This window comes from Thermaerobacter nagasakiensis (assembly GCF_055396825.1).
In genome coordinates this window covers 2,440,541-2,465,793 of record NZ_AP043740.1, presented here as the reverse complement: position 1 = coordinate 2,465,793, position 25,253 = coordinate 2,440,541, and the positions used below count along the sequence as shown (strand labels likewise).

General features: G+C 62.5%; 21 protein-coding genes. 20 read left to right on the top strand and 1 reads right to left on the bottom strand.

The window, feature by feature from the left end; all coding sequences use genetic code 11:
- Positions 1-2: 2 nt before the first annotated feature.
- From ACZ5T9_RS10485 to ACZ5T9_RS10430, 12 genes are all read left to right on the top strand, one after another.
- Positions 3-620: an acetyltransferase gene (locus tag ACZ5T9_RS10485; RefSeq protein ID WP_464833003.1), complete on the top strand. Its 618-nt coding sequence runs from the start codon at positions 3-5 to the stop codon at positions 618-620.
- Positions 617-1,732, top strand: coding sequence for a DegT/DnrJ/EryC1/StrS family aminotransferase (locus tag ACZ5T9_RS10480; RefSeq protein WP_464833002.1), 1,116 nt, complete (start codon positions 617-619; stop codon positions 1,730-1,732). The genes ACZ5T9_RS10485 and ACZ5T9_RS10480 overlap by 4 nt, the downstream gene beginning before the upstream one ends.
- Positions 1,708-2,457 carry an acylneuraminate cytidylyltransferase family protein gene (locus tag ACZ5T9_RS10475; protein WP_464833001.1) on the top strand — a complete coding sequence of 250 codons (750 nt, stop codon included), beginning with the start codon at positions 1,708-1,710 and terminating at the stop codon, positions 2,455-2,457. Before ACZ5T9_RS10480 ends, ACZ5T9_RS10475 begins: the two co-directional genes overlap by 25 nt.
- Positions 2,458-2,471: 14 nt before the next feature.
- Entirely contained in the window at positions 2,472-3,530 is a 1,059-nt protein-coding gene (locus tag ACZ5T9_RS10470; protein WP_464833000.1) for an N-acetylneuraminate synthase family protein, read from the top strand.
- A 66-nt stretch (positions 3,531-3,596) separates the two neighbouring features.
- Positions 3,597-4,694, top strand: coding sequence for a UDP-N-acetylglucosamine 2-epimerase (neuC, locus tag ACZ5T9_RS10465; RefSeq protein WP_464834441.1), 1,098 nt, complete (start codon positions 3,597-3,599; stop codon positions 4,692-4,694).
- Positions 4,695-4,751: 57 nt separating this feature from the next.
- Positions 4,752-5,813: an SDR family NAD(P)-dependent oxidoreductase gene (locus tag ACZ5T9_RS10460; protein WP_464832999.1), complete on the top strand. Its 1,062-nt coding sequence runs from the start codon at positions 4,752-4,754 to the stop codon at positions 5,811-5,813.
- A gap of 168 nt (positions 5,814-5,981) precedes the next feature.
- On the top strand, positions 5,982-6,881 hold the full coding sequence (locus tag ACZ5T9_RS10455; protein ID WP_464832997.1) for a glycosyltransferase family 2 protein: 900 nt from the start codon (positions 5,982-5,984) through the stop codon (positions 6,879-6,881).
- Between the two features lie 8 nt (positions 6,882-6,889).
- Complete coding sequence (locus ACZ5T9_RS10450) at positions 6,890-8,113, top strand: O-antigen ligase family protein (RefSeq protein WP_464832995.1); 1,224 nt, start codon at positions 6,890-6,892, stop codon at positions 8,111-8,113.
- Positions 8,114-8,225: 112 nt separating this feature from the next.
- Complete coding sequence (locus ACZ5T9_RS10445) at positions 8,226-8,960, top strand: glycosyltransferase (RefSeq protein ID WP_464832994.1); 735 nt, start codon at positions 8,226-8,228, stop codon at positions 8,958-8,960.
- A 200-nt stretch (positions 8,961-9,160) separates the two neighbouring features.
- Positions 9,161-10,546, top strand: a complete 1,386-nt coding sequence (gene galE, locus ACZ5T9_RS10440) for a UDP-glucose 4-epimerase GalE (RefSeq protein WP_464834440.1) — start codon at positions 9,161-9,163, stop codon at positions 10,544-10,546.
- Between the two features lie 131 nt (positions 10,547-10,677).
- On the top strand, positions 10,678-11,355 hold the full coding sequence (locus ACZ5T9_RS10435) for a YveK family protein (protein WP_464832993.1): 678 nt from the start codon (positions 10,678-10,680) through the stop codon (positions 11,353-11,355).
- A gap of 203 nt (positions 11,356-11,558) precedes the next feature.
- Complete coding sequence (locus tag ACZ5T9_RS10430) at positions 11,559-12,140, top strand: CpsD/CapB family tyrosine-protein kinase (RefSeq protein ID WP_464832992.1); 582 nt, start codon at positions 11,559-11,561, stop codon at positions 12,138-12,140.
- 177 nt (positions 12,141-12,317) lie between these two features.
- Here the strand turns inward: ACZ5T9_RS10430 and ACZ5T9_RS10425 are convergent, their stop codons facing one another.
- Positions 12,318-12,509, bottom strand: a complete 192-nt coding sequence (locus tag ACZ5T9_RS10425; protein ID WP_464832990.1) for a hypothetical protein — start codon at positions 12,507-12,509, stop codon at positions 12,318-12,320.
- Positions 12,510-12,693: 184 nt separating this feature from the next.
- Here ACZ5T9_RS10425 and ACZ5T9_RS10420 point away from each other — a divergent pair, with 184 nt between their 5' ends.
- The 8 genes from ACZ5T9_RS10420 (at position 12,694) to ACZ5T9_RS10385 (ending at position 25,180) form a co-directional block, all read left to right on the top strand.
- Entirely contained in the window at positions 12,694-14,409 is a 1,716-nt protein-coding gene (locus tag ACZ5T9_RS10420; protein ID WP_464832989.1) for a CocE/NonD family hydrolase, read from the top strand.
- Positions 14,410-14,681: 272 nt separating this feature from the next.
- Complete coding sequence (locus ACZ5T9_RS10415; RefSeq protein ID WP_464832988.1) at positions 14,682-16,034, top strand: ROK family transcriptional regulator; 1,353 nt, start codon at positions 14,682-14,684, stop codon at positions 16,032-16,034.
- Entirely contained in the window at positions 16,034-17,128 is a 1,095-nt protein-coding gene (locus tag ACZ5T9_RS10410) for an extracellular solute-binding protein (protein WP_464834439.1), read from the top strand. Before ACZ5T9_RS10415 ends, ACZ5T9_RS10410 begins: the two co-directional genes overlap by 1 nt.
- A gap of 107 nt (positions 17,129-17,235) precedes the next feature.
- Entirely contained in the window at positions 17,236-18,345 is a 1,110-nt protein-coding gene (locus ACZ5T9_RS10405; RefSeq protein WP_464832987.1) for an ABC transporter ATP-binding protein, read from the top strand.
- A 198-nt stretch (positions 18,346-18,543) separates the two neighbouring features.
- Positions 18,544-20,220 (top strand): ABC transporter permease, encoded by a 1,677-nt coding sequence (locus tag ACZ5T9_RS10400; RefSeq protein ID WP_464832985.1) that lies wholly within the window; start codon positions 18,544-18,546, stop codon positions 20,218-20,220.
- A 153-nt stretch (positions 20,221-20,373) separates the two neighbouring features.
- A complete protein-coding gene (locus tag ACZ5T9_RS10395) occupies positions 20,374-21,252 on the top strand; it encodes a creatininase family protein (protein WP_464832983.1) in 879 nt (292 codons plus the stop codon).
- Between the two features lie 279 nt (positions 21,253-21,531).
- Entirely contained in the window at positions 21,532-23,091 is a 1,560-nt protein-coding gene (argH, locus tag ACZ5T9_RS10390; RefSeq protein ID WP_464832982.1) for an argininosuccinate lyase, read from the top strand.
- Positions 23,092-23,632: 541 nt separating this feature from the next.
- The gene (locus ACZ5T9_RS10385; protein WP_464832981.1) at positions 23,633-25,180 is read left to right on the top strand and encodes a UDP-glucose dehydrogenase family protein; all 1,548 of its coding nucleotides are present in this window, start codon (positions 23,633-23,635) and stop codon (positions 25,178-25,180) included.
- Positions 25,181-25,253: the final 73 nt, after the last annotated feature.

The window sequence follows — 25,253 nt, the reverse complement described above, 5'->3', positions numbered from 1 at the left end:
GTGTGCGGGATGTAATCGTAATTGGGGGCGGCGGACACGCGAAGGTTATCGTTGCTGCACTGTTAGAATCGGGTTATACCGTCCGGTGCATCTACGACGATGCGCGTGAGAAATGGGGCAAGAGAATATTTGGTGTGCCGGTGTGTGGCCCGGTCGGGGAGATTAGGGGACGCCCACGTGCTGTTATCGCGGTCGGCGATAATGTTGCTAGGCGGGCGATTGCGGAGCAACTAGAATTGGAGTGGCTGTCGGTTGTTCATCCCAGAGCATATGTTCATTCCAGCGTATCTATCGGGCCGGGTACGGTCGTGTTAGCGGGTGCGGTAATTCAACCCGATACATCCTTAGGGGCGCATGTTATTGTGAATACGAGCGCTAGCATAGACCACGATTGCACGATCGGAGACTATGCGCACATTGCCCCGGGGGCACATTTGGCGGGTTCCGTATGTATTGGGACAGGCACCCTTGTTGGGATTGGCAGTTGCGTCTTGCCCGGGATCCGTATAGGCGCATGGTCAGTCGTAGGCGGTGGAAGCGTGGTTACTACGCACCTCCCTAACAAGCAGGTGGCATTTGGTGTGCCGGCCAAACCGCAAAGGAGGGTGTTCGGCGGATGAGAGCGGTTTCGATGTCAGCGCCGGAAATCGACGAGGAAGACATCGCAGCGGTCGAAGAGGTGCTTAGGTCAGGTAGACTCGCGCTTGGACCAGCTGCAGAGGCGTTCGAACGGGACATGGCTGAGTACGTAGGCGTCCGACATGCGATTGCCGTGAGTTCTGGAACCGCAGCTCTTCATTTAGCCCTTAGAGCTTTAGGTGTAGGACCCGGTGATGAGGTTATTGTACCGTCGTTTACATTCGCAGCAACCGTTAACGCAGTTTTGTACGTAGGTGCAAAACCGGTATTCGTCGATATCGAAAAGGATACTTTCAATATTGATCCAGACGATGTCAAGAGAAAGATTTCTTCGCGAACACGGGCGATACTAGCTGTAGACGTATTCGGTCATCCAGTTGAGTGGGACGAAATCTTAGCGATTGCGGAGCGATATGGGTTGGCGGTAGTTGACGATGCGTGTGAAGCTCTTGGTGCTGAGTATCGCGGGCGGAAGGTGGGCCAGTTTGGAAATGCCGCAACTTTTGCGTTCTATCCCAATAAGCAGATCACGACTGGCGAGGGTGGAATGATTGTTACTAACGATGAGAATGTTGCCCGTCTGTGTCGTAGTTTGAGGAATCAGGGCAGATCGGAGCACGGGTCGTGGTTGGTTCATCACTACCTTGGATATAACCACAGGATGGATGAGATGTCAGCTGCACTCGGCAGGTCTCAGTTGCGTAAAATTGAACTGTTTTTGCGAAAACGCCAACGAGTGGCTGACTTGTATACGAGGCGCATTAGCGGTCTTCCGTTTGTTCGGCCTCCAGTAATACGGTCAAATGTTCGAATGAGTTGGTTTGTTTATGTCATTACATTAACTGTTGATATTGATCGAACGGTGCTTATGAGGTGTATGCAAAACCATGGGGTGCCAACTCGCAGCTATTTCGAGCCTATTCATACCCAACCGTATATTCGCCAAATGGGACTCAATAGTGGCACACCACCGGTTACGGATTGGGCTGCGAAACGGACCATAGCGCTTCCATTCCATAACAATCTGAGTTCGGACGATGTTGATTACGTCGTGAATGTATTGGCCAAATGCGTGGAGTCGCTGGTGAAGTAAACAGGCGGGCGGGAGCGTCTATGGAGGTAGTTGCGATAATACCTGCGCGGGCCGGATCGAAGGAATTGCCACGGAAGAACGTGCGGGAACTTTTGGGTAAACCGTTGCTTGCGTATAGCATTGAGGCAGCTCTCGCAAGCTGCAGTATCACACGGACGGTCGTGTCTACGGATTCAGAGGAGATAGCGTCTGTAGCGCGGCGATTTGGAGCCGAAGTTCCGTTTCTTCGGCCACCGGAATTGGCTGCGGATGACACGCCGATGGTCGATGTGATTGATCACGCGCTGAAAGCGTTGTATCCGGCCTCTCGTGACGGCGGGAGCGGACCGGATTGGGTTATCATACTACAACCCACATCTCCCCTGCGAACACATGAACATATCGACGTCGCCTTTAAGCGACTTCTCGAGATGAAGGGCGATAGTCTCGTGAGTGTTTGCACGGTGAGTGAGTCTCCATACTGGATGTTTGGGGTAGACCGCTTCGGTTTTTTACGGCCGATATTACGTAGGCGGGTTTCTCGACGGCAGGAGTTACCAGCGGTTTTTCGGCTAAACGGTGCCATCTATGTCACTCAGCCGGGACTCGTTACAAGGGGACGACTATTGGGTGAGCGGGTTGTGCCATTCGTTATGAGTCGGGACGAATCGATAGACATCGATAGCGAGGATGACCTGCGAGCGGCGGAGCATGTGTTAAGGCGGAAGGGGAATCTGAATAGCTAGTTGGGAGGTGGAGTATGCAGTTGACGATTCGAATTGGTGAACGGGTAGTGGGTGACGAACAAAGGGTCTACATCATTGCAGAGATAGGGGTAAATCATAATGGTCGCGAAGAGTTGGCTATGGAACTGATTGATGCTGCGGTGGATGCTGGGGCAGACGCTGTAAAGTTCCAAACGTTCGATGCTGACAAGCTAGTTGTGAAGGACGCGGAAGCGGCGGGCTATCAAAGACGTAGCACCGGTCAGCGCTCCCAACGCGATGTCATTATGGGGCTGTCTCTGCGCCCAGAGTCGTTCCGTCGACTTGCGAAATATGCGCGTTCGCGGGGTGTGGATTTTTTGTCAACGCCGTTTGATGTCGAAAGCGTGGGATTCTTGGTTGAACTAGGTGTGCCAGCGATTAAGATTTCCTCCGGTGACTTGACCTATCTTCCGTTGCTACGAGCTGTCGCGTGTACCGGGTTACCGATCATATTATCAACGGGAATGGCAACTCTTGGGGAAATTGAGGTCGCGCTTAAAACGATAGGTCGGAGCGACGTTGTATTGCTCCATTGCGTCAGCAGCTATCCGTCTCCCTTGGAAGAAGTGAACTTGAAGGCAGTAGATACGCTCAGGCGCGCTTTCGGACGGGTGGTTGGGTATTCAGACCATACTACTTCTGTAGCGGTCCCCGCTATGGCTGTTATTGCGGGCGCAGCGGTTATCGAAAAGCATTTGACGTTGGATCGTGAGTTGGTAGGGCCGGACCATGCCGCGTCACTCGAGCCTGATGAGTTTGCGACTATGGTGCGCTATGTTCGCGAAGCTGAGGTGGCCAGAGGAACGGGGCAGAAAGCGGTTGCTCCAAGCGAAGAGGAGCTTAGGTGTTTGGCTCGAAGGGGGGCCGTCGCGGCTCGCGATTTGCCGGCTGGCACCGTGCTCGGTGTGACGGATATTAACTATAAGCGTCCGGCTCGTGGTGTTAGTCCCATGGAAGCTGAGAGGCTACTTGTTGGGCGGCGCCTAGTCAGGGATTTGTGTAAAGATGATCCCATTACACTCGATGACGTTGTGACAAATCGTGGGTGCTGACAGGAGGCATTTTTGACAGTGCCGAGGGCGGTTTACGTGTCAGGTACGCGCGCTGATTATGGGTTGATGCGGGCCACCCTTCGGGCGCTTGCTGCTCAGCCAGGCTGGCATGTGTCCATCATCGCGGTTGGTATGCATTTGTCGCCCTATCATGGCAAGACGGCGGATCTTATCCATTCCGATGGTTTTGATATTGCCGCTGCCATTCCTACACTTCTCGAAAGCGATTCAGGGTATGCTTATGCTGCCTCAGTGGGTCTTACAACGATAGCGGTTGCAAGAGAATTGCAGCGACTTATGCCAGACGTGGTCATACTTCTCGGTGATCGAGGAGAGATGCTTGCAGCTGCCCTTGCTGCATCTGCGCAAAATATGTTGATTGCTCACGTGAGTGGTGGCGACCGCACGCATTCTATTGATGAGCCAATCCGTCACGCTATTACACAGTTTGCTCATCTGCATTTTGTGGCCACAGAGGAGGCGGCTGCCGTTGTGCGTAGGCTGGGAGCACCTTCGAGGTATATTTTTGTCGTGGGTGCTCCTGGTGTCGACGAGGCGCGGGAGATAGCTGTCAAGGTGAGCAAACAAGAGGCTAGGAAGATGTTGAAGTTGGAGTCGGATAATATCGTGGCCATTGTTGCGTACCACCCGACGACTACGGAAGCCTCCGCCGGGCCGTCACATTTACAAGAAATCCTGTTTACTTTGCGCGAAATAGGGGCCCATGGTATTACACTGTTGCCAAACGCGGATCCTGGGTACAGTAGTCTCCGACAAACTGTCGCGCGTTTCGCGTGGCCAGGCATGAAGGTTGTTGATCACATTGAGCGATCTCGGTTCCTATTGCTGATGCGAGCGGCGGACGTAATGATTGGGAATTCAAGTGCTGGCATTATTGAAGGTCCAACACTAGCACTTCCATTTGTCCATGTAGGAAATCGCCAATGCGGTAGAGTGCGCGGCGCTAATGTGATTGATGTCCCAAAGCCAAACCGCGGGGCGTTGAAGGCTGCAATCGTACGTGCCTTATCAAATGAGTTTAGGAAGGAAATTGAGAACAGCAGTAACCCGTATGGAGATGGTCAGGCGGGTCTTCGTATTGCTCGTATATTGGCGGGATTGGATTTTAGTGGTGTTTCTCGGCAAAGGCAATTCGAATGGTAGATTTGGAGACGTCGGTAGAGCTCGTCGATGCCTGGGTGAATCCCCGGCGGATTAAACGTGAGGGGAGCGTACGGACCATTGCTGAAGGGAAAGCGTGTTCTGGTAACGGGAGGTACAGGCTCGATAGGTCGGGAAATCGTCAGACAGGCCCTCAGATATGACCCGGCGGTTGTTCGAATCTTGAGCCGTGATGATTCGAAGCAGGCCCTCATGGCACAATCAATCAATGGCGCAAATATTCGTTACCTTTTGGGGGATGTCCGGGACATACGGCGGGTTCGGCGGGCTATGGAGGGTATTGACATTGTGTTTCACTGTGCAGCGCTGAAGCATGTGCCGGCTTGTGAGTTCAATCCGTTTGAAGCGGTTGCAACCAATATACAAGGGACGCAAAACGTCATCGATGCGGCTTTGGAAGTCGGAGCGGAAAAGGTGGTTTTAGTAAGTACGGATAAGGCTGTGAATCCCACTAACGTAATGGGTGCAACGAAGTTGGTGGCCGAGCGCCTTATGATAGCGGCAAATAACTATCGAGGCCAACGGATTACAAGGTTTTCATGTGTGAGATTCGGCAACGTGTTGGGTTCACGAGGATCAGTTGTTCACATTATTTTGTCTCAGTTGGTACGCGGTGGCCCCGTTACGGTTACGGATCCAAACATGACACGATATATGATGGCTGTGCAGGATGCTGTTGAACTCGTGTTTGCAGCGGTGGCGATGATGAGAGGTGGTGAAATTTTTGTCCTGAAGATGCCACGGGTGAGGGTGATGGGTTTAGTAGAAGTTTTGATTGAAGAAATGGCTCCCAAATATGGCTACGACCCAAGGGATATTCCGATTGAGGTCATCGGTAGGCGTCCTGGAGAAAAGGTGGATGAGGAATTGGTTACAGATGAGGAAAGAGGGCGGCTTGTTGAATTCGGGCGCATCTTTGTTATTCCTGCAGAAGGGAAGGATCCAGATTGCTATCGCGTGATAGGTCATACGCTGGGGAGTCGTGCTACGGAGGAATTTGAACACGGAGAGTTACTGTCGAAGGAAGCGATACGTCGATTGCTGCGGCGAAGTGGTATGGCGAATGGTGTGCTTGGATCCATATCGGATGTCATGGCGTAAGTTGTTGGTGCGAGTGTGTTACGTGGTAGGCTCAATAGGCTGAGTGTCACCGGTGGAATGCACGTGGTAGAGGGTTGCGTAGGGTTGGGTTCGTGGAATTCGGGAATTAGCAATTGAATAACGGAAATAGTAATTTACTACTGTCGGGCGATATAGTATTTCTGCCTCATGTCATCAGAAGAGCGTATGTCTGAAAGGCAATGTGTGGTGATGTGGGTGACCAAAGTGGACGGCAGCTTTTCTTTAATCGTTGCTACTCGCGGAAGAACTGCAGAATTAGATCGACTATTCTATACCATAACCAGGCAAGGTATAGACAGTGTTGAGGTAATAGTAGTGGACCAAAACGAGGACAGTAGAATTGTCCCTTTGGTCCAACGATACAGCGACGTGCTCCACGTGATCCATCTTCGTTCCAATCCCGGTTTGTCGAAAGCGCGGAATGTCGGTCTGCGGTACGCCACTGGCAGCATCATTTCCTTTCCTGATGACGATTGCTGGTATCCCGATAATCTTTTGCGATCGGTGGGGGGCGTTCTAAGTTCGACTAATGAATGGGACGGAGTCGCAGTTAGACCTCATTACGAGAGTGCGAAAGCCTGGTCGCGACCTAGGTCGCTGATAGCGGGATCGTTAACCCGGTGGACGGTGTTTCGGTGTGTAGCTGGATGGTCCGTCTTCCTTCGGCGACACGTGTGTGAACGGGTTGGTTTCTTCGACGAGTCATTGGGGGTAGGTGCACCAACTCCTTGGGGTGCTGGAGAGGACTTCGACTATATCATCCGAGCTTTGGATGCTGGTTTTAAGATCCAATATTTGCCGGAGTTTGAAGTCAGGCATCCAAGGGCGAAAAGAAATGCGCGTCGTGCGCGCCAGTACGGTCGTGGAGAAGGTAGGGTACTAAGAAAACACCGTTATCCTCTATGGTACTGTGTGTACGAGCTCTGCAGGCCTTTGGTGGCGTGCGGTCTGTTCGGAATTTCCGGGAAGTGGTCCGAGGCGTCCTATTTTTGGAATGGCTTTTGGGGACGTTGGGAAGGGCTGAAAAGTTGCCGTGATGCTCGGTGATAGTCGAGATGACGAGCCTAGGTATTGTCATAGCATTCGTTTCGTCGATGATTCGGGAATCGCAGGTTGTAAGCATATACGATAGGCAAGTAGTTAACGCTTTTAGTGCAGTGGGGATTGTTATCGGTGGTCTGATGACTTTGACCGGTCGGTCCGAGCGTCGGGAACTGCTTCGGTCTGGCAAGCGCACTCTATATATGGTTGCCGTCATTGTCGCCATCATTCTTGCGGAGGTCAACGCTGTCCGGGCGGGCTTATCAACTGTTCCCAACGCATTTAAGGCTGCCGGTTATGTAGTTCTCTTGCCAGTATGTTACGTCCTTTTGTCAAATGGCATGTATGTCCAGCGTGATCGGCCATGGCTTGCGGTAGGTGGCGTGATCACTTTGACATCTTTTCTGGGTATTGTAGGGGCCTTTGGCGTGATTTCTCTTGGTGCAGTTACGAACGAACCGCTGCCGTTTGCAAGACTGTATAGTAGCCAGTCCATCTTCAACGACTCGAATTACTTTGCGGTGACGTGCACATTGGGTATGTGTATTGCCTGGTACGGTCGTCGCCTCGCCCGACGTAGGAGGGCGAGGATACTATGGACGATATCGTGGGCCATTAATGTGGTGGGTTTGTTTGTCTCGTGGTCTAGGACGGGTTACGTAATTATGGCTATTATGTCGTTATTGTGGATTGCTTCATCCAGAACGTCGCTGGAACTAAAGATTCTCGCTGCATTTGGGGTTCTGGTAATTCAGGCAACTGGCCTTGTCGTACTGCTGGGTTCTGAACTGGGCAGAGAGTTTCTTCAAATTGATTACGGCATGTCCGGGCGTGAGTTGTTGTGGCGGCTGGCCATAGATCTAATAAAGGAACGGCCATGGTCCGGCTGGGGACTCGAAAACATCGGCTCGCTCTTTCATGAAGATACACGTTGGTTTAGTTCACACAATAGCGTTTTGGACTTTTTTGTTATGACTGGCGTTCCAGGTGGGGCGAGCCTGATTGCTATGATTCTTGCGGGTTTCTGGTCCGTTGCGAGACATCGCTCGTCTGCACAAAAGCAATTTCTGTTGATGACTTTACTGAGCCTTAGCCTCTTTGCTCAGTTCATCACATTTTTGCCCGGCAGTACCGGTGTCGGTGGAGTAGCCTGGAGTACGGTGCTCGGTGAATGCACATTGCTGGCGCCTCGCTCAGGAGAGAGAATGCAAGGGCGTTCGGGAAAGATAGTCTTGTAGCCTTGTGGGGATAGCGCGTTCGACACTCATTTGCGGAAAGCATGTGGGGTGGTCATAGGTGACCAGATATTGTCTGAGTGTTGTAATTCTGACGTTTAACTCGGAGAAGTACGTGGAGCAGTGCATTCGTAGTGTAGTTATGCACACGAAGAGATCTTTTGAGCTGGTCATTGTTGACAACGGATCTGTAGATGGGTCGGTTCATGTCGGTCGCCAACTTCTAGAGGAATATGCAATTCCCTATGTTTTCATCCAAAACAAAGTTAATCGTGGTGTTGCATTTGCGCGAAACCAAGGCATTCAGGTTGCGCAGGGACAGTACGTAGCCCTCTTAGACGTTGATACGCAGCTTCAAAATAGCGCGTTGGACATCTTGGTTGAGGTGCTTGAATTGAATGCCGATTTTGGAATCGTCGGACCGCGTCTTATTGATCCAAATGGTAACGTTCAACATAGCGCACGGCGTTTTCCTACGGTGGTTACAAAGCTTAAGCGCGGGATTGGGTTAAACGGGAATGATCTGTATGTTGGCCTTGATTCGTGGGACAATGTAACGATTGTCGACTACGTCATTGGTGCGTGTCAGGTCTTTCCGAGGGGCATCGTAGATGAAATAGGCCCACTTGATGACCATATCTTCTACGGTCCAGAGGATGTGGATTTCTGTTTACGCTGCTGGGAAATGGGCAAGAAGGTTGCCTATGTTCCGTACGCATATATCGTTCATCATGAGCAGCGTGTTACACATCGTCGCCCAGTGTCGCGACTTACATGGAGACATGCCACAGGACTTGCCCGATACTTTTTCAAGCACAAGTATTTATTTTCACCTCCGCGGTTTAATTAGCGGATCGGAAATCTGCTTTGGATCGTACTCTGGTTTGCTACATCGTTCATACGCCGTGGGACGAATCGGTGGTGGAAGCTTTTGAACTGTCCGTATCCGTGCGGCACAGGGGTACTGCGCTGGATAACGCTGAGTGCATAGGCTGTGATAGTCAGGACTTTCCACGGAGAGAGAGCAGGGAGTTCGGGACGTTGTGGTACGTGATGAGTTTACGATTCGTGTGTGAGGTCGATCTGTATGGCGGTGATACTAAAAAGGGACCGGCACTGTGTGAGGCGTTTGAGGTGAATTTAGGGAAAGGCGTCTGGGAGGCTATGTTTCCCATGCAGAAGGGGGTACTGATGAACCATGGCGTAGTGTTGGTGCTGCCCCGACCCGCTCCGTGCCTGCTGCAGATGGATGCGACGAGAAAGCCCTCTGAACGTTGGGGAAAAGCGATGGGTTTGTTTCCAGGGGCAGTGTCAACTGGCTGGTATGCGTTCTACCAGTTCCGTGAGAGGGTGACACCCATGCCAAGCGTTTTGGTGGCCGGCGGCGCCGGGTACATTGGTTGCCATACGACAAAGCTCTTACTGGAATCTGGTTACCACATCGTAGTGTTGGATAATTTACAGTCTGGTCATCGTTGGGTGATCGATCGATTGCGTCGATGCGTCGGCTCGGGTTCGTCGCGGTTTGTATTCGTTCAAGGCGATGTGGCCGATACCGCTCTAGTTGTTCGGATAGTCAAGGAATATGACATAGACGCCACAATTCACTTTGCTGCGGTTAGTCTAGTGGAAGAGTCGATGCATCGTCCCGAGCGTTATTTTGCGAATAACGTCGCAAAAGGAATTGCGTTCTTTAACGCACTCGTGGCGGCGGGCGTCAGGTACGTGGTATTCTCATCGACGGCAGCAGTCTATGGAATTCCAGACCAAATTCCCATTCCGGAACCCAGTGCGACCAATCGGGTGAATCCATATGGTGCTTCCAAGCGAATGCTCGAGGATGTATTGCGTTGGTTGGGGGAGGCACATCCACTGCTATCCATTTCGCTACGCTATTTCAATGCTGCCGGCGCGGACGCCGACGGATGGTTCGGCGAAGCCCACGATCCCGAAACACATCTCATCCCACTTACGATTCGATCCGTATTGCGTCCCTCGGAAGACCGGGTTGCGAAATTGCTCGGCTATGCACCAATTATCGACGATTCTACTGATCGGAAGCCGTTACGTCTTTTCGGAACGGACTATCCCACCCCAGACGGTACCTGCATCCGCGACTACGTGCACGTGTCTGATTTGGCTCAAGCACATGTCGTTGCCCTGGAATCTCTATTTGATGGGCATCCGAGCGATTGTTGGAACGTGGGAACCGGCCAGGGGTATAGCGTTCGGCAGGTGATTGAAACAGTCGAGCGGGTCACAGGTCGCACGGTTCCCGTGGTGGAGGAACAGCGCCGCCCGGGGGACCCACCCGTTCTTGTGGCCGACGCTAAGAAATTGCCCCGCCTGGGATGGAAGCCGAAGTTTACATCTCTAGAAACCATTGTGAACACGGCGTGGCGTTGGCACAATGTGGAGTTTGGATCCTGTGCTTAGCCGACAAGTGTATAGTTGTATAACACCCGAACAGCTGGTCGAAATTGTGCACCTTGTTTGCTGTCGTGATAGATTTGCACTGGCGGCGGGACTGGTTACTTGGATGGATTCGAGTGGTGGGAGGCGATCCAATGAGTCCGGAGCTTCCGGAGGCGGAGGTTTCCCTCGCTGATCTGGTGGGACCAGTGGTACGCCGCTGGCGAACCGTTGCGTTGATAATGTTTTTGGGCTTCTGTTTGGCCGTGATCCGGATGCTGCTCGTCGCGCCGCAGTATGAAGCTCGGGCCCGTCTCATTGTGTTGGCTCCCAACCAGGCAGTGACGGACCTTCAGACCTTGCAACTTTACCGCAACTTAGTTCCAGCCTATCGCGAGATTCTCTCAAGCCGCCGAGTGATGGAAGTCATTGTCAACGAGATGGATTTGAGCTGGTCTCCAGACGAATTCCGGAACCGGGTGCGGATTAAGGGGAACGAGCAATCTCAAACATTGGATGTCGTGGTCCGGGCCAGTTCTCCGGCGGAAGCAGCTCGCATTGCGACCGGCGCGGCAGAGATAATGACTCGTGTTGCGGCGGACGTCATGCAGGAAGAGCGCCTTGTGCTGCTCGATCCGGCGGCACCGCCGGAGAAGCCTGTTAGCCCGCGCCCCGTGTTGGAGATCGTGTTGGCTGCTCTGCTCGGTCTGATGGCGGGTACTGGAGTTGCCTTTGCGGTGGAGATGTTCGATCGCCGCATCCGAGACGAGGCCACTGTCGAGCGCCGTCTGGGCTTGCCCGTGCTGGGCGTGGTCCCTCATATTGAGCTGTAGAAGAGAAGGGAGGCAGTCCGTTGGCGGAGTCGTACGAAACCGAATTCCGCGACACAGAATCTCCCCGCTTCCGGGGGGACCAACTTCGGCGATTTCGCGGTGGGGGGCACGAGCAAGAGGCGACGATTTTAGGGGGGCTCCAGGCCCACGCGCCCGCGGTCGAGGCCTATCGGCTTATCCGCACCAACTTGCAGTACCTGGCCGTGGACAAGCCCCTACGTAGTATTCTCATTACCAGCGGCCTGCCCGGTGAGGGCAAGTCCTTGACCGCCGCGAACCTGGCCCTGAGCTTTGCCAACGCGGGCAAGGCCACAGTGCTCGTTGATGCTGACCTGCGACGGCCGGTCCAGTCGGTGATGTTCGGTCTGCCTAACGTGTACGGCCTGTCGGCGATACTGGCCGGCTCCTGTACCCTGGAGGAGGCGCTGCAGGCAGTACCCCGGGCCAAGAATCTCTGGGTTCTCCCCGCGGGCCCCACGCCGCCCAACCCCGCTGAGCTGCTGGGATCGCGCCGGGCCCAGGAACTCTTCGCCGCGCTGGCGGCGGATTACGAGGTAGTGATTTACGACACACCGCCGCCGCTCATGGTGGCGGACCCCCTGGTGCTGGCGCCCCACGTGGACGGCGTCATCCTGGTCGTCAGCGCCGAAAACTCCGACTACGTGCAGTCCCAGAAGGCCAAGGAGGCCCTGGAGAAGGTGGGGGCGCGTCTACTGGGGGTGGTCCTCAACGACGTGCCTCTCAAGCAGATGGGCTATTACGCCCGATACTACCGGCGGCGGTAGCCGACGTTGAGCAGGGAGCGGCGGCTGGAGGAGTGACGGCTTAGGAGACTCGTGGGCCAAGGTGCCGGTGCGTCGTACCGAGTTAGCGTGAAGTAAAGTAGGTTACGCACCGCTGCGTAGGTTTCGCAACGGTGCGTAAAAAAGGGGGCCCCAAAGGGCCCTATTGGAACTGGATGTTTATGGGCGTGTGCTTCCCTCAAGCAGCCACCACACGCAGAGCATGAGACCCACCAATGTGATCCCCGCCGCCACCAGCAGCGTTTCCCGCAGCAGGGCTTTCTCCGAATTGGAGAGAACGTCTTCCGGCGTGGGCCGGTCGATACGGTGCTGCCGGAGGGCCTTCATAAGGACGCGCCAGAACCTGGACAACGCGGTTGCCTCCCGTTTCCTGGCGAAAGCATGTCGAAAGACGTCATTTCGTGCTTGCAACCTGGTTTCCTGTAGACGGGGCGGCTTCGCTGCGTAAATTGCGCCGCAGGTCCTACCGGTCTTGGGACCGGAGTCCCACCGATGCCTTGGACCGGCAGGGCCGCTCCCGAGAGGAGGGACTTTCTTGGCCTGGCTGGGCGACACTCCTACCCCCGTTGATCGGGGTTCGGCGGCGGGTGTTTATAACGTCCGCTACGAGTTCAACGTCCGCGTCCCCATGCGGGACGGGATCACCCTCTCCGCGGACATCTACCGTCCCGACGCCCCGGGCCGGTTCCCCGTGGTGCTGGCCCGGACGCCCTACAACAAGAATTCGCAGCGGGCCTGGCAATATGGGAATTTCTTCGCGAAGCACGGCTACGTCTTCGTCTGGATGGACGTGCGGGGGCGGGGGGATTCGGAGGGGGAGTTCGTCCCCTACCGCAACGACGCGAAGGACGGCTACGACGCCATCGAGTGGCTGGCCCGCCAGCCCTGGTCCACCGGGGACGTGGCCACCTGGGGCGGGTCGTACCTGGGGCGCATCCAGTGGCTGACCGCCCTCGAGAAGCCGCCGCACCTGAAGGCCATGATCGTCCACGTCACGCCGTCGGACCCCTACGTGGAGTGGCCCACGGGCACGCCGGGGCCCATGCACGTGTGCTGGAACCGGATGACCGACGGGCGGGTTCTTCAGTACGTGAAGGACGTCGACTGGATGAAGGTCTACGAGCACCTGCCGCTGCTGACCATGGATGAGGCGGCGGGGTTCGTCAGCCGGCACTGGCGGGAGGACTGCGCCCACCCCACCCTGGACGAGTGGTGGGAGCCCCTGCGCTACCAGCACCGGTTCCACGAGATCGACCTGCCGGTGCTGCACGTCTCGGGCTGGTACGATGATGAGCAGATCGGCACGCCCCTCAACTTCGCCGGCATGGTGCGGCACGCCCCCAGCGAGCGGGCCCGCCGCGGCCAGAAGCTGATCATGGGGCCCTGGGGGCACCAGGTCAACGCCGGCCGCAAGCTGGGAGAGGTGGACTTCGGGCCCGACGCGGTCATCGACCTGGACGGGTACGAGGTCCGCTGGCTGGACTACTGGCTCAAGGGCATCGATAACGGCATCGGCGACGAGCCGCCGGTGCGCCTGTTCATCATGGGGGCGAACCGCTGGCGGGACGAGCACGAGTGGCCCCTGGCCCGGACCCGGTGGACCAAGTTCTACCTGCACAGCGGCGGCCGGGCCAACAGCCGCTTCGGCGACGGCGTGCTGTCCACCGAGCCGCCGGCCAGCGACGAGCCGCCGGATGTCTACCTCTATGACCCGGCCCGGCCGGTGCCCTTCATCACCGATCCCCTGTCCAGCCAGATCGGCGGGCCCGACGACTACTCCGCCATCGAGACCCGGGGCGACGTGCTGGTCTACTCGACGCCGCCCCTGGAGCGGGACGTGGAGGTCACGGGGCCGGTGAAGCTGGTGCTGTACGCCTCGTCGTCGGCGGTGGATACCGACTTCATGGCCAAGCTGGTGGACGTGCATCCCAATGGGTTCTGCCAGCGGCTCTGCGACGGCATGGTCCGGACCCGCTTCCGGGAGGGCATGGATAAGGAGGTCTTCATGGAGCCGGGCAAGGTGTACCGCTTCGAGATCGACCTCTGGAACACCGCCCAGGTGTTCAAGCGCGGGCACCGCATCCGGCTGGAGATCACCTCCAGCGCCTTCCCGAAGTATGACCGGAACCTGAACACCGGCGAGCCCCTGGCCACCTCCACGCGCATGGTGGTGGCGGAGAACCGGGTCTGGCACACGCCGGCGTGGCCGTCGCATTTGATCTTGCCGGTGATTCCGGAGCCGGCGGAGTGAGGGACCGGAGCAGGGGTTGAGTCACAAGGCCTGGTTTCGGGCGGCGCCCCGCGGGGGATGGAACCGCGGGGCGCCGCTGTTTTGGCCCGAGGGGCGAGCTGCACCCTCGTCCGCTGGATGTTCGTTCCGGAAGGATTCGCCCGCCCGAGGACGAAAACCACGCCCTAGCAAAGTTCGTTTCGTCATTAACAAAAGTTAGTCGCCAGTTCGTGGCAACTTCGCCGCTCTGGTCAGTTTCTCGCCGGGTTGCCGGCTGGAAGAGGGTGCGTCGGGTGGCAGGTGCGGCCGGGCGGTTTCCCGCCCAACGGTTCCCATCGTCTCCTTCCGGGCATCGCTGGGCCATTCTCCACCTGCTGCGCCAGCATGGACCCCTGTCCCGCAAGGATCTGGCCCGCCGCACGGGGCTGAGCCAGCCCCGGGTGTCGGCCCTGGTCCGGGAATTGCTGGACGAGGAGCTGGTCCAGGAGGTGGGGACGGGCCGGTCGTCGGGCGGGCGGCGTCCCGTCCTGCTGAACCTCAACCCGGCGGCCTACTGGGTGCTGGCGGCCATGGTGGAGGCGGATCGCTGCGACGTGGCCATGGCCGACCTCAGCGGCCGCCTGGTGCGGGTCGAGACGGTGGACCTGCAGCTGGCGGCCGGGCGGCCCGGCAACGGCCAGGAGGCCCTCGACCGGCTGGCTGAAGCGCTGAAGGGGGTGGTCAAGCGCGCCGGCCTGCCCCCCGATCGCTGGCTGGGAACGGCCGTCGGGGTGCCGGGCATCGTGGACCCGGACACGGGCAGGGTGCGCCGGGCGCCGGGGGTTGGATGGTGGCAGGATGCCGCCGTCCGGGAAGGACTGGAGAGCCGGCTGCCCGGGCCGGTGCTGGTGGAGAACGACGTGAACTTGATGGCCTTGGGCGAGTATGCCCGCGGCGCGGGGCAGGGCGCCCGGTGCCTGGTGCTGATGTACGTGGGCACGGGCATCGGCGCCGCAGTGGTGGCCGGCGGGCGCCTGTTCCGCGGCGCCACCAGCGCGGCGGGCGAGATCGGCTATCTCCCGGTGGGCCTTGTGCCCGATGCCGTGGAGGCCGGGGAGGCCGTTGACGCCAAGGAGGCCGTTGACGCCGAGAGGGCCGTTGGCGCCGGGGACGCTGGGGACGCCCGGGATGCTGGGGATACCGGGGAAGGTTCGGTCCAGCCGGGCTTCGGTTGCTTCGAAGCGCGCTACTCGGCCCGGGCGGTCGCCCGGTACCTGGAAGGCCGGGGGATCGCCCCGGACGGCAGGCCGGTGGCGGTCCTGGCCGAGCTGGCGCAGCGGGACGCGGAAGCGCGCCGGTTCTTCCGCCGGCTCATCGCCCACTGGGGGCTGGCGGTGGCGAGCCTGGTGGCTGTGATCGACCCCGACCGGGTGCTTCTGGGCGGAGAGGCCCAGGCCATCGGCCCGGAAGGGCTGGCCGAGCTGCGCCGCGTGGCGGCCCGGTACGTGCCGGACCTCCCGCCCATCGCCTTTGCGGCCCTGGGGGCCCGGGCAGGCCTCGAGGGCGCGGTGTACCAGGTGTTGAACAGCGCGGGCCCCGGGATGGGGCATGGGGCCCGCCCTGCCAGTACGGGAGCTGCCAGTACGGGAACAGGAGGGACGCCGTGATGCGTCTTTGGGGCAAGAAGGCCGCGGCCGCGCTGGTCCTGGCCGGGACCCTGGCCTTGACCGCCTGCGGTGGCGGCGGCTCGGCGCCGGCCGGGGAGCAGGGCGGCGCCGGCAGCGGCGGCGGTGAGGAGAACAAGCTGGTGATCTACACCGCCCGCGACAAGGCGGTTTTCGAGTACGTGATTCCCAAGTTCGAAGAGAAGTACCCCGAGTACAAGGGCAACGTGCAGGTCGTCAACATGGGCGCCCAGGAGATCCTGGAGCGGGTGCGGGCCGAGAAGAGCAACCCGCAGGCCGACTTCTGGTGGGGCGGCACCCAGCAGGCCCTGGACCTGGCGGCCCAGGAGGGCCTGCTGGATCCGGCGCCGGAGTCGGTGACGGCCAAGGTGCCCGCCCAGTACCGGCACCCCGAGGGTCTGTGGGTCGGCGAGATCCTGCTGCCCGAGGTGATCATGTACAACACCGACGCCCTGAAGCCGGAAGAGGCGCCCCAGGACTGGGACGACCTGCTCAAGCCCGAGTGGAAGGACAAGATCATCATCCGCGCGGTGCCGGCGTCGGGGACCATGCGGACCATCTACTCGGCCATGATCTACCGCCAGTACAAGGCGACGGGGTCGGTCGAAGCCGGCTACGACTGGCTGCGGCAGCTGGATGCCAACACCAAGGAGTACGCCGCCGACCCGACCACCCTGTACCTGAAGCTGGCCCGCCAGGAAGGCCTGGTCAGCCTCTGGAACCTGCAGGACATCCTGATCCAGGCCGAGACCAAGGACATGCCCTTCGGCTACGTCATGCCAAAGAGCGGCGCCCCCATCCTGGTGGACGGTGTGGCCATCGTCAAGGGAGCCCGGCACCCCGAGGCGGCGCGCAAGTTCATGGAGTTCCTCTTCGACGAGAGCCTGCGCCTGGAGCTGGCGTCCAACCTGTTCCAGATTCCGACCCTGGAGGACCTGGATCCCGCCCAGATGCCGGAGTGGCTGGCCGGCCTGGAGCTGAAGCCCATGGATCTGGACTGGGCCATGCTGGCCGAGAAGGAGCAGGAGTGGATCCAGTACTGGGACCAGAACATCAAGGGCAAGGGCGGCCAGTGACGTGAAGACCGGCCGGTGACGTGCGGACCGGCCGGTGGTGTGAGGGCCGGGGCGCCGGTGCGGGACCGCCCGCCCGGCGCCCCCACCCCGCCGGGGGGAGGGGAACGGTGAAGGCGCTAACGCTGGACCGCGTGTCCAAGGCCTTTGGCGACAACCTGGTGGTCCAGGACGTGAGCCTGCGGGTGGAGCCGGGGGAGCTCTTCACCCTGCTGGGGCCGTCCGGCTGCGGCAAGACCACCCTGCTGCGCATGGTGGCCGGGTTCTACTACCCCACCCGGGGCCGGATCCTCTTCGGCGACCGCGACCTGACCACGGTCCCGCCCCACCGGCGCGGGGTCGGGATGGTCTTCCAGAATTACGCGCTGTTCCCCCACATGACGGTGTTCGAGAACGTGGCCTTCGGCCTGCGGTTGCGGCGGGTGCCGCGGGACGAGCTGGCCCGGCGGGTGCGCCGGGCGCTGGCGCAGGTCCAGCTGGAGGGCTACGAGGGGCGCCGGATCGACCAGCTCTCGGGCGGGCAGCAGCAGCGGGTGGCCCTGGCCCGGGCCCTGGTGATCCAGCCCGACCTTCTCCTGCTGGACGAGCCCCTGTCGAACCTGGACGCCAAGCTGCGGGAAGACACCCGCTCCGAGATCCGGCGGCTGCAGCTCTCGGCGGGGATCACCACCCTCTACGTGACCCACGACCAGGCCGAGGCCATGGCCATGTCGGACCGCATCGCCGTGTTGAACCAGGGGCGGGTCCTGCAGGTGGGCACGCCGGAGGACATCTACCACCGCCCGGCCAGCCGCTTCGTGGCCGGGTTCATCGGCAAGAGCAACCTGGTCGACGCCACGGTGGTGCAGCGGCGGGCGGACGGTGCGGTCCAGGTGCGGGCGGGGGACGTGCTGCTCTGGTGCGAGGCGGGGCGCAGCAACCCGGGCGTGGCTGCCGGCGAGGGACGAACGGTCACCCTCTGCATCCGCCCGGAGGCTTTCCAGCCGGCGGCGGCCGGGGCGGCGAACGTGCTGCGCGGCCGGGTCCTGGTGGCGGAGTATGCAGGGTCGCACACCCGTTACCGCCTGGAGGCCGGGGGTCTGGAATGGCTGGTCGACCTGCCGGCGGGAAGCGGTGCCGCGGTGCGGCCGGGCGGGGAACTGGAGGTGGCCGTGGCGCCGGCGCAGATTTTCATCGTCGAAGCGGCTGGCGCCCAGGCGGGCGGTGCGCCGGCCGCTTGAGCAGGCCCGGGGAAAGGGGGGAGACCGGTGGGCAACGGAGGGCGCAGCGGGGGGCCGGGCGCTCATGGAGCGCCGGCTATCAGGTCAAGGCAGGAGGCCAAGGCCGCCCCGGGCGGCGGGCACCGTGCAGGGAGCGCAGGGGCCTGGGCAGGATCGCCGGGGCCGGCCACGGCCGGTGCGGCGGTCCCACACCGCCGCTTGCGGCGGCTGGTGCCGTACCTGGCGGTGCTGCCGCTGGCGCTCATCCTGGGCGGTTACGTGATCTATCCTTTGTGGGCGACCTTCGTCACCAGCCTCCAGGCCGGGGGCCGGTTCAGCCTGGACCACTACCGGGCCTTCTTCGACCGCCAGTACACGGCGCCCATGGAGGCCCTGGTCACCAGCCTGGGGATCTCCCTGCTCAGCGTGCTGCTGGCAGGGGTCGTCGGGGTCAGCCTGGCTTTCCTGCTCAACCGCCTGGAATTTCCGGGGCGGCGGCTGCTGCAGACCCTGGTGCTGGTCCCCATCTCCCTGCCGCCGCTGGTGGGCGTTCTCTCCTTCATGTTCCTCTACGGCGAAAGCGGGATCGTGCCGCGGGCGCTGCAGCATCTTCTGGGCCTGGAGCAGGTGCCCTTCGCCCTGCGGGGGATTGCGGGCGTGCTGGCCGTGCACACCTTTACGATGTATCCCTTTTTCTACATGACCACCGCCACGGCGCTGCAGGGGCTGGACCCGTCCCTGGAGGAGGCGGCGCGCAGCCTGGGGGCCACGGGCTGGCAGGTGTGGCGGCGGGTCACCATGCCCATGCTGACCCCGGCCCTGGTGGCGGGGTCGCTGCTGGTGTTCATGCAGTCCATGGCGTCGTACACCGCGCCGCTGCTCTTCGGCGTCGACCGCACCCTGACCATGCAGATCTACGTGGCCCGGACCAACGGCGACCTGGCCATGGCGTCGGCCTTCTCGTCGGTGCTGTCCATGGTGTCCATCGCCTTCCTGTTCTTGATGCGCTGGTACCAGGACCGGCGGGTGTACCGGAGCCTCTCCAAGGGGGTGGCCCACCACCGGACCGAGGTCCGCAGCCCGCTACTGCGGTGGGCGGCCATGGTGCTGTCGGTGCTGGGCACGGTGCTGGTGCTGTTGCCGGTGTTCGTCCTGGTGCTGATCTCCTTCTCTGTCAATACCCGGTGGACGGTGCAGGTGCTGCCGCCGGAGTACACGCTGGAGAATTACGCGGCCATCTTCAGCGACCCGCGTTTCTGGGAGCCGGTGCGGACGAGCCTGGAGACCAGCTTCCTGGCCACGGTGGCGGCGGCCCTGTTCAGCGTGGCGGCGGCTTACGTGGTCCTGCGCCTGCCCATCCGCGGGCGCGGGCTGCTGGACGCGGCCATCATGCTGCCGTGGGCCCTGCCGGGCACGGTGGTGGCCATCAACCTGATCGCGGCCTTCAACCAGCCGGGGCCCCTCACCCTGGGCCAGGTCCTGGTGGGGACCTTCTGGATCCTGCCCCTGGCCTACTTCGTCCGCCTGATGCCCCTGGTATTCCGGTCGACCGCGGCCGCCCTGGCCCAGCAGGACCCGTCGCTGGAAGAAGCGGCCCGGAGCCTGGGGGCCACCTGGCTCTACAGCTTCCGCCGGGTGGTGCTGCCGCTGATGATGCCGGGGGTGCTGGGCGGCGCGCTGCTGGCCTTCGTGGAGGGGATCGGCGAGTTCGTGGCGTCGATCCTGCTCTACACGCCGGACAACGTGCCCATCTCGGTGGAGATCTTCCGGCGGATGTACTCCTTCGAGTTCGGTACCGCCACGGCCTACGGGGTGCTGCAGATCGTGCTGATCCTGATCGTGCTGGGCATCAGCAACCGGCTGCACGGCGGCGGGCGGGCGCCGGCGGTGATCTAGGCCGGAGGTGCTGCGGGCGGGCGGGAGCGGGTGCGTTAGCGCGGGGGCCAGTGGGTCGGTCCGCTCCCGGCAGAGGCGGGCAGCTGGCCGGGTGGCCGTGGGGCCCGCGATGGCGGGGAGCCCGCGGTACGGGCTGGCGGAGGAGGCACGGTGATGCAGGACAAGCAACGCGAGATGGGACCGGAGTCGCCGGCTGCGCCGTCCTGGGCGCCGCCGGAGGAGCCCGCGGGCGTGGTGCCCATCCACCGCATCCCGGGCGGTCACCTGGAGGCCTGGATCGCCAGGGCGGACTTTGCCCTGCTGCCCCTGGCCAGCCTGGAGTGGCACGGGCCCCACATGCCCCTGGGCACCGACCTGATCCTGGCCGAGGGGCTGGCCAGGCGGTTGCGGGGCGACTTCACCGCGCTGCTCTACCCGCCCTTCACCTACACCGCCTGCCCCGGCAAGACCCGCCACTACCCGGGCACGGTGGCCCTGCGGGCGGAGGTGGCCCTGGCGGCCCTGTGCGATGTGCTGCGGGGGATCCTGGGGGCCGGGTTCGTCCGGGTGATGATGCTCAACGCCCACGACGCCAACATGGCCATTGGCCGGGCGGCGGCGGAGGCCGTTTCGGGCGAGTTCCGGGCCAGCATCCTCCTGGTCAACTGGTGGCAGATGGTCACCACCGAGGAGACGGCGGGGATGTTTCGGGCGGAGCCGGGGGATGGGCGGCCCGGGCGGGGCCACGGCGGGCCCTTCGAGGCGGCGGCCACGGCGGCGCTGGAACCGGGCTCGGTCGACCCGGCCCTGGCGGCCGAGCTCCCGCCCCGGCGCCCGCCGGCGGCGGAGCGGCCCTTCGTGCTGGTGGAGAGCCACCCGTCGCCCTGGGCGGGGTACGCGGGGTTCGTGCGGGATGCGACGGAGGCCAAGGGCCGGGTCATCGTGGAGCGGGCGACCCGCCACCTGGAAGACCTGGTGGCCGCCTGGCTGCGGGCGCCGCTGCCGGACGAGCCCGGGCCCCGGCGCGGGGGGCCGGCGGGGGCCGGCGGGTAGCGCCTGGCAAAGCGGGACAGGGCCGGCCCGGTGCGGAAGCCGCGGGCCTGGCGGCTGCGGCCCTGGTAGCCCCGGGCATGGCGGGCGCGGGCGTGCGGCCACAGGGAAGCGAGCCGAGGGTGGAGCGGCCCGGCCCGGTGCGCAAGCGCCGCGGGGCGGGCGCGGCGGCGGGTTGCTCTGGTGCGGCGGCGAGGTGACGGGACGAGGCGAGCCGGGCCGGTGCACGCCGGCCGGTTCGACCGGTGAAAGAGGGCAAGGGAAGTGGGGAAGGGCATGGGGATGTCCATGGAAAGGGAAGAACGGCGGCCCTGCTTGCGGGAAGCGATTCTGGCCCAGGATGGGCGCCGGTTCCCAGGAAAGAGCTACGCCGATGCCGTGCTGGTGCCCATCTTCGAGCAGGCCAAGCGGTATCTGCTGCAGCCCATGCTGGCCATCCACCGGGCGCACCTGGTGATGCTGGTGGAGCAGGGGCTGCTGGAGGCGGACGCGGGACGGCGCATCCTGGCCGCCCTGGATGGCATCGACCCCGCCGAGGTGGCCGCCCGGTCGTACGACGGGCGCTTCGAGGATCTTTTCTTTTACATTGAACAGTTGCTGATCGAGCGGGCGGGGGAGGTGGCGGGGAACCTGCACATCGCCCGCAGCCGCAACGACATGGGTGTGGCGATGTACCGCATGGTCCTGCGGCGGCAGATCCTCCAGGTGGCGGAGGCGATGCTGGCCCTCTACCGCACCCTGGCCGAGCTGGCCGCCGAGCACGTGGACACCCTGACCCTGGCCTACACCCACACCCAGCCGGCCCAGCCCACCACCCTGGCCCACTACCTGGTGGCGGCGGCCGACGTGCTGGGCCGCGACCTGGCCCGCCTGCAGCGGGCTTACGACCTGGTGAACCGCTCGCCCCTGGGCGCGGCAGCCCTGACCACGTCGGGCTTTCCGGTCGACCGCCTCCGGGTGGCGGAGCTCCTGGGCTTCGACGGGCTGGTGGAAAACTCCTACGACGCCATCGCTTCCGTCGACTACCTGACGGAGACGGCGGCGGCCCTGCAGCTGGCTTTCGTGCACACGGGCCGGTTCGTCCAGGACCTCCTGGTCTGGTGCACCCACGAATTCGGGGCCCTGAAGCTGGCTGACGCCTACGTCCAGTGCAGCAGCATCATGCCCCAGAAGCGGAACCCCGTGGGTCTCGAGCACGCCCGGGCGCTCCTGAGCAGCGGGGCGGCCAGCGCCGCGGCGGTCATCGCCATGCTGCACAACACGCCCTTCGGGGACATCGTCGACTCCGAGGACGACCTGCAGCCCCATCTCTGGCAGGCGGCCGAGGTGGGTGCCCGCGTGTTCCGGCTGCTGGCCAACATCACCGGGACGGTGGAGGTGAACCGCCCCCTGCTGGAGCAGCGGGCCCGCGCCAGCTTCGCCACGGTGACGGAGCTGGCCGATGCCCTGGTGCGGGAGAAGGGGCTGGATTTCCGGTCGGCCCACGGGGTGGTCAGCCGGGCGGTGCGCCGGGCGGAAGAACACGGCCGCCAGGCGGCGGGCATCACTGCCGCGGACGTGGCCGCCGCGGCCCGGGAGGTCCTGGGGCGCGACCTGCCGGTGGACGACGACCTGGTGCGGCGGGCGCTGGATCCGGCGGTGTTCGTGGCGGTGCGCCGGGTCACCGGCGGCCCGGCGCCGGACGAGGTGCGGCGGATGCTGGCGGAGCGGGAGGCCACGGCGGACCGGCTGGCCGGCTGGCTGGAGGCCCGGGAGCGGTCGCTGGCGGCCGCCCGGCAGCGGCTGGAGGAGGCGTGCCGGGCGGTTCGCGGGGAGAGGGGGGCCCCGACTTTTCGAGATTGACGGGTGTCTTTTGGCTGGGATAACGTGGTAGCTACAGGGGAGGAGGTGCGCCCGTGTCCGTGTATCCGGCTCCCGGCCGGGCAAGGCCGCTCGGGGGCGCAGAGTTGTCCTCCGGCGCCCTTGAGGTTGCTGCGACGCGGTCCGGGGACGATTCGTCCGGGGACGATTCCGAGGCGGAGCTCATTACCTCTCTAGCGACCGCAGATTTCCGTATGTTGCGCAACGACGACAACGTCGATATTCTTCCATTCGATGGGTGAAAGGAGCGGCAGCCGGACACATTCGAGAAGGGGATCCCGTTGCCCTCCATTCGTGCCCTCACCATCTCGACAGGATGCCATGTGCCCCGGTATGGGAGTCCAGGTTTCCCCGTATAGCGGTGCTTGTCCAACCTGGCGCTAAGGAAACGAAGAGTGTGTTAAACCGCTCCAGCCTGTCCACCGCCGTCAGGCGGTAGCGCAAGGCGGGGTATCGCTTTTTCTTGCTGTCATCCCCGCCGTGGCAGGCAGCGGCACGCAGCGCCAACAGGGGGTTCGGTTCGGTGCGCATCACGGTGCTGGGCATGGGGTATGTGGGCGCGGTGGCGGCCGCAGGTCTGGCCCGCGACGGCCACCAGGTGCTGGGCATCGACGTGGATCCGGCCAAGGTGGAACGGTACCGGCGGGCGGAGGTCCCATTCTACGAGCCCGGCCTGGACGAGCTGGTCCGGGAGGGGGTCGCGTCCGGCCGCCTGCAGTTCGCCCTTCCCGCGGAGGTCGAACCCGGCCGGCTGGGCGACCTGGTCTTCGTGGCCGTGGGGACGCCGTCGCGCGCCAGCGGGGCCGCGGACCTCAGCCAGGTGGAGGCGGCCGTCGCCTGGGTGGCCGAGCAACTCCAGAAGGTGAAGGCGGTGGCGGCCGGCCCGGCCGCAAGCATCGGCGGCGATCCGGCCGGCTCCGATGGCCTGCCCGAGGGCGGGCCCGTGGTGGTGATGAAGAGCACGGTGCCGCCGGGGACGGGCCGCCGCCTGCGCCACCGCTACCTGGAACCCGCGGGGATCGCCTACGTTTCGAACCCCGAGTTCTTGCGGGAGGGTAGCGCCGTCCACGACTGGTTCCACCCCGACCGGGTGGTGGTGGGCAGCGAATCGCCGGCAGCCGCCCAGCGGGTGGCCGGCCTGTTCCAGCACTACGGTGCCCCGGTGGTGGTCACGGACACCGCCACGGCCGAGATGATCAAGTACGGCGCCAACGCCTTCCTGGCGACCAAGATTTCTTTCATTAATGAACTTGCCAACATGTGCGATCGGGTGGGCGCCGACGTGGAAGAGGTGGCCCGGGGCATCGGCCTCGACCCGCGCATCGGCAGCCAGTTCCTCCGCGCGGGTCTCGGCTACGGCGGCTCCTGCTTCCCCAAGGACGTGGCCGCTCTGGATCATCTGGCCCGGGTGTACGACTACCCCTTCGAGCTGTTGCGGGCGGTGATCGCGGTGAACGCCCGGCAGCGGCTGCTGCCGCTCTATGCCTTGCGGGAGGCCTTCGGGTCGCTGGCGGGCGTGCGGGTGGCCGTGCTGGGCCTGGCCTTCAAGCCCAAGACCGACGACGTCCGGGAGGCCCCGGCGCTGGACCTGATCCCCTTGCTGGTGGAGGAAGGAGCGGAGGTGCGGGCGGCCGACCCCCAGGCGGTGGAACGGGCCCGGCCCCTGCTGCCGGCCGCCGTGCATCTCACCCCGTCGGCTCTGGAAGCCCTGGAGGGCGCCCAGGCCGTGGTGCTGGCAACGGAATGGGACGAGTTCGTGCGGCTGGATTGGGAAGAGGCGGCCCGGCGGATGGCGGAGCCGCGGCTGGTGTTCGACGGGCGCAACGCCCTCGACCCGGAGCGCATGGCGGCCCTGGGCTTTCGCTACCGGGGCGTGGGCCGCGGGCGGTTCACCTCGCCGTGGGCGGCTGCGGTGCCGGCCGGACAGCCTGCGGTGGATGGGTTCGGCCGGGACGGTAAAGCGGCGGCTAGGGGCGGGGTGCCGGGAGCGGCGGTGCCCGGCGCCGTGGCGGGTGGATCGGCGCCCAGCGCGGCGGCCGTCGACGTGGCGGCGGCCCGCGACCGGGATTGAGTTGGGGAGCGCGGGGGAGGGCGATCCGGCTCGTGCGGGTGCTGGTGACGGGTGCGGCGGGATTCATTGGTTC

Coding starts and splice junctions, on each gene's coding strand:
- argH (WP_464832982.1), top strand. CDS start 21,532: ATGTCCATGGAAAGGGAAGAACGGCGGCCCTGCTTGCGGGAAGCGATT.
- ACZ5T9_RS10480 (WP_464833002.1), top strand. CDS start 617: ATGAGAGCGGTTTCGATGTCAGCGCCGGAAATCGACGAGGAAGACATC.
- ACZ5T9_RS10470 (WP_464833000.1), top strand. CDS start 2,472: ATGCAGTTGACGATTCGAATTGGTGAACGGGTAGTGGGTGACGAACAA.
- ACZ5T9_RS10475 (WP_464833001.1), top strand. CDS start 1,708: ATGCGTGGAGTCGCTGGTGAAGTAAACAGGCGGGCGGGAGCGTCTATG.
- ACZ5T9_RS10435 (WP_464832993.1), top strand. CDS start 10,678: ATGAGTCCGGAGCTTCCGGAGGCGGAGGTTTCCCTCGCTGATCTGGTG.
- neuC (WP_464834441.1), top strand. CDS start 3,597: ATGCGGGCCACCCTTCGGGCGCTTGCTGCTCAGCCAGGCTGGCATGTG.
- ACZ5T9_RS10450 (WP_464832995.1), top strand. CDS start 6,890: ATGACGAGCCTAGGTATTGTCATAGCATTCGTTTCGTCGATGATTCGG.
- ACZ5T9_RS10410 (WP_464834439.1), top strand. CDS start 16,034: ATGCGTCTTTGGGGCAAGAAGGCCGCGGCCGCGCTGGTCCTGGCCGGG.
- ACZ5T9_RS10395 (WP_464832983.1), top strand. CDS start 20,374: ATGCAGGACAAGCAACGCGAGATGGGACCGGAGTCGCCGGCTGCGCCG.
- ACZ5T9_RS10455 (WP_464832997.1), top strand. CDS start 5,982: ATGTCATCAGAAGAGCGTATGTCTGAAAGGCAATGTGTGGTGATGTGG.